6 protein-coding genes are annotated in these 4238 nt (G+C 70.8%); 4 read left to right on the top strand and 2 right to left on the bottom strand.

Going from position 1 to position 4238, the window contains the following annotated elements:
• Window positions 1–177: 177 nt before the first annotated feature.
• Together IEZ12_RS11100 and IEZ12_RS11095 are read right to left on the bottom strand one after the other, a co-directional pair.
• Window positions 178–777, bottom strand: a complete 600-nt coding sequence (locus IEZ12_RS11100) for a YdcF family protein (RefSeq protein WP_189271882.1) — start codon at window positions 775–777, stop codon at window positions 178–180.
• Window positions 778–827: 50 nt separating this feature from the next.
• Complete coding sequence (locus IEZ12_RS11095; protein WP_189271854.1) at window positions 828–1622, bottom strand: GntR family transcriptional regulator; 795 nt, start codon at window positions 1620–1622, stop codon at window positions 828–830.
• Window positions 1623–2066: 444 nt separating this feature from the next.
• Between IEZ12_RS11095 and IEZ12_RS11090 the strand changes: the two genes are divergently transcribed.
• From IEZ12_RS11090 to IEZ12_RS11075, 4 genes are read left to right on the top strand one after another with little or no spacing between them, the layout of a single operon-like run.
• Window positions 2067–2309, top strand: a complete 243-nt coding sequence (locus IEZ12_RS11090; RefSeq protein WP_189271853.1) for a hypothetical protein — start codon at window positions 2067–2069, stop codon at window positions 2307–2309.
• Window positions 2309–2674 (top strand): WhiB family transcriptional regulator, encoded by a 366-nt coding sequence (locus IEZ12_RS11085; RefSeq protein ID WP_308431023.1) that lies wholly within the window; start codon window positions 2309–2311, stop codon window positions 2672–2674. Before IEZ12_RS11090 ends, IEZ12_RS11085 begins: the two co-directional genes overlap by 1 nt.
• A complete protein-coding gene (locus IEZ12_RS11080; protein WP_189271852.1) occupies window positions 2674–2916 on the top strand; it encodes a hypothetical protein in 243 nt (80 codons plus the stop codon). Before IEZ12_RS11085 ends, IEZ12_RS11080 begins: the two co-directional genes overlap by 1 nt.
• A gap of 28 nt (window positions 2917–2944) precedes the next feature.
• On the top strand, window positions 2945–4111 hold the full coding sequence (locus IEZ12_RS11075) for a hypothetical protein (protein ID WP_189271851.1): 1167 nt from the start codon (window positions 2945–2947) through the stop codon (window positions 4109–4111).
• Window positions 4112–4238 lie beyond the last annotated feature (127 nt).

Genomic DNA, 4238 nt, shown 5'->3' with positions numbered 1-4238 from the left:
CACGACGCTCCGCCGACAGCACCTGCACACCCAGACCAACGCCGCCCAGCCCACAGGGTTACGAGACAGCCTTTAGTGACTGTCACAGCCTTGGCGCGCCTCAGGCCGCGATACGAAGCAGGGTAGGCCCGATCGGCACTCAGATCGGGCCCACCCTGGTGAACGGGATTCTTCCCCTCAGCCTTCTGCGATCAACCGACTCGTGTATCCACTGCCCACCAGTCGGCGGTAGGCGTTTAACACGACGTCGGGAATCGGCTGGCTGACCATGAAGCCGTACTGCGGGTAGACAGCGAGGCGCTGGAGCGCACCCACCAACATGTCGATGACCTTCCGATCGTCTCCGATGGAGGACAGGTACTCCTGGAAGGTCTGCGGTGCGGAGGCGCTGACGACATCAGCCTCGGGCCACAGTTTGCGGGCGGTCGCATAAGCCCGGCGTTCTTCGTAGGGCTTGCTGACCAGCAGTACGGAGGAGACGTTCGCGCCGGCCTCTTCGAGCAGGGCCCGGGCAAACCGGATGTTCTCCCCGGTGTTGCGGGCCCGGGGTTCGACCAGGATGGCGGAGTCGGGGACGCCGAGTTCGAGAGCCCGCTCCTTGTAGTGCACGGCCTCGCCGCGCGGCATCAGCGCCCGGGTGGTGGAGCTCGTCGCGCCGGTGAAGACGATCAGCGGTGCGAGGCCCCGGTGGTAGAGGTCTGCGGCGGTGTCCGCGACGCCGAGGTCGTGGCTGCCGAGGCCCACCGCGACGGAGCACGGGCGGAGGTCGTGGTGCATCTGGTGGTAGTCCCAGATGGTCTGGGCGTCCGCCAGGTCCCGCTGCGGCGTCACCGGCTGGCCTTTGCCGCCGCGCTGGAGTCGGGCACCTCGAAGTCGTACCGCCAGGCGAACCGCGATGCGGCGTGGATGCCGATGGCGAACTCGACCACGGTGCCGTCGGCGGTGTACGTCGTCCGATGCAACTCCACTACCGGTTCGCCGGAGGGGAGTTGGAGGAGCTTCACCTCCTCGGGTGTCGCCGACCGCGCGAACAACTCCTCCCGCATGTGGTCGATCTCGAAGCCCGCGTCGTAGAGCACGCGGAAGCCGCCACCGCGGCTGGCCGGTCCGGGAGTCGGGTCCACCAAGATCGTTCCTTCGACGTGTTCGGGCCGGTAGTAGCTGGTCAGGGTGTGGGTGGGCTGCTCGCCCTCCTTGACCAACCGCGCCCGCGCGTACACCGGGGCGTCGACCGGCAGGCCGTGCGCCGCGGCGACGAGCGCCGGTGCCGCCACGCGTTCCACCGTCTGGGTCTGCTCGTTCCGCTGGTACGCCCGCCCGGAGGCCACGCGGTCCGCGATGAAGGCGACCTCATCTCCGTGAAGCCACTTGGCCTTGTCGTACCGCTCGATGCCGATTCGCTTGAGCGGGGCCTGGGCGCGCACGACGGTGCCGTGCCCCCGGATCGAGGTCACCAGGCCCTCCGCCCCCAGCGCCTTGTACGCCTGGCTGATCGTCGCCTTCGAGCCCTTGCCAGCCGCTACCTGGTCTCGGATCTCCGGCAACTTCTGGCCGGGCTTGTAGTAGCCGCTCCGGATCTGCTCGGCGAGCTCGTCCGCGAGCTCTCTCCATTTGGCCGTCATGGGGGGCTCCTTTCCGCAGGACAAGTCAAGCACAGTCCTAGGACTGTTGACATCGCTAGGTGGGGTGGTGCATCGTCTTCACCAGCGGCAAGCAGTCCTAGGACTGCAAGTCCGAAAGGCCCTTCTTTGGGCTGCTATGAACCACGAATGCGCCCGGAAGTCGGCTCCTGCGGGGGTCGGCCAAGGAAGCGCTCTTCTTTGACAAGGCTGCCGTCCTACGGCCCTCGAAAGGGGCCGCGCGGCAGCGGACCAGGCCTTCGGGCCTGGTCCCATCGCGCAACTAGTGATCACCTGCGGTCCACCCCTACAGGGCGTTCGGCCGCAGTCCTCGACCACGGGCCGCGCCGGCCGGTGGTCCCCTTCTGCCCGAAGTGCGGGGCGGCTTCCTGACCTTGGCCGGGAGAGAAGCCGCCCCGCCGGGCCCTCACGCAAGGAGAAGGACCCGTGAGACTGATTGTTGCAGGCCGGGAGGCCGCTACGGCCTCCGAGTTCGCCGAGTTGGCCCTCGGCATCGATGTGGAGTTGTTCACCGGTACCGACGACGAGACGGCCATCGACACGGTGGTGCGCCTGGACGTCGCCCGGGACGTGCTGCACGATCTCGCCCCCGAGCCCGCCCGCTACGCCAAGGCGCTGATGCGTACGGCCGAGCGGCGCCGGGTCCACGTGTGGAAGGCGGCCGCGTGATGACCAGCCTTGTCCGTCGCGGCATTCGCGGCACCGCCCGCCCGCACCTGCCCGCCCGTTCCGCGATCGCCTCCGCCATGGAGGTCGTTCCGTCCCCGGACGGGAACCTGACCGGGGCGGCCTGCCGGGGGATGAACCCCGACCTGTTCTACGCCGAGGCGGACCCGGACGACACCGAACTCGACCCGCGGTGGGCGGAGTTCGCGACCCGCCGGGCGAAGGCGGTGTGCGCTGGCTGCCCGGTGAGGGAGATGTGCCTGGCGCTGGCACTGCGCCGTGGCGAGCCGCACGGCGTCTTCGGCGGACTGACCGCCGACGAGCGCCGCCTGCTCAAGCGCCGCGAGAACCGCAAGGCGGTGGCGTGATGGCCTCCGCGCTCAAGCGCCTGGCGTGGGCGCTGCTGCTGCTCGCGGCGGCCTTTCCCGCCGCCGCACACACGCTGCTGGACCTGGCCGCCAAAGCGGCCGCAATCCTCCTGACGCACTCCACCGCCACCTTCGCCGTCGCGGCCGGACTGCTGCTCATCAGCACGCTGCCCGCCCTGCGCCGCCGGTTCGCCCGCCGCGCCCGCGTGCTGCGCCGCGTGGTCCGTCTCGCAACTTCCTGAACCGCTTCGACCGCCCCGAGGGGATTTGATGAGCGTCACCGAAACGCGGCCCGCCGGCCGTGCCCGCCCGGCGTCGAAGTCGGGCTCGAAGGAAGCCGCCGAGGCCGAGGCCCTGCGCGCCAGGACCGAGACCGCCAAGGCGTCGGCGGACATCGCCAACCAGCTCAAGGCCGCGAAGGCGGCCGCCGAGATCGCCAAGGGCCAGGCCGAGGCGCAGGAGATCCGCGAGGCCGCCGCCGAGAAGCAGCGCGAGACGGCCCGGCGGAGCGCCGAGGCCCAGGCCGCGCGGGAGAAGTCGGAGCGCTCCGCCGCGCAGTGGCGCTCCTGGGCCAGGGCGATCGCGATCGTGTGCGTGCTCGTGTCGCTGCCGTTGCAGGTGATGGCGTTTTGGTCGCCGAAGGCCCCGTTCCTGGTGCTGGCCCCGTTCGTCCTGGAGGGACTGGCGTGGGCGCTGCTCAAGGGCGCCGAGGCCGCGATCGACGACCACCGCCCGTCCTGGCACTACCGGACCCTGGCCGGGTCGGTGGCGCTGTTCGCCGCCGTCGTGAACTTCCTGCACGGCTCCGCCGCGTTCGGGGCGGGCACCGGTTTGGGCGGGGCGTTCTGCTCGCTGGCCGGCCCGCTGGTGTGGGACCTGCACGAGCACGGCCGCATCCGCAAGCGCGACGGCAAGATGAGCCGCCGCCAGCGCCGTGCCGAGGCCAAGCAGGCCGCCGCCGAAGCCGCCGAGAAGCAGGCCGCCGCCGAGCGGGAGGCCGGGGAGCGCGCGGCCGTCGAGCACCTGCGCTCCACCCAGTGGCCTCAGGTGTGGGAGCGGGCCGTCGCCCTCGCCGCCGCCCTCGGTGAACTGCACCCCAGCGAGCCCACCTGGAAGCGCGCGTGGGACGACACCCAGGCCGCTCCGATCGGCGACACCGCCGAATCCATCGCCGCGAAGGTGGCCGCCAGGGCCGCCGTGAAGGACGCCGCCAAGGACCAGGCAAACACGGTCGAAAAGGTGGAAAAGTCGCAGGTCGAATCCCAGCTGGCGGCCCCCCGCAGCATCACCACGGCCAAGCGATCCGACGGCCGCCGCAACAACGGCGGAACTCCGCCCGTGCGCCGCGCCGGAGACACCCTCGGTTACTCGCCCGTCGCCCGCCGCGCGATGTCGCTGGCCGCCCGCACCCGCCAGGACCAGGCCGCCGCGAGCTGACTGAACCGCCCCCTCTCAACTTCCGCGCAGCACGACCTACTTGGAGCACAACATGTCCGACGACACCCAGCTCATCGCCTACATGGACGCCTTCCGCGCGGCCACCGAGCACACCGCCGGCTGCGAC

This window comes from Kitasatospora griseola, from assembly GCF_014648555.1.
GTDB lineage: Bacteria > Actinomycetota > Actinomycetes > Streptomycetales > Streptomycetaceae > Kitasatospora > Kitasatospora griseola.
The sequence above is the reverse complement of the archived record's forward strand: the minus strand, read 5'-3'. Positions and strand labels throughout refer to the sequence as shown.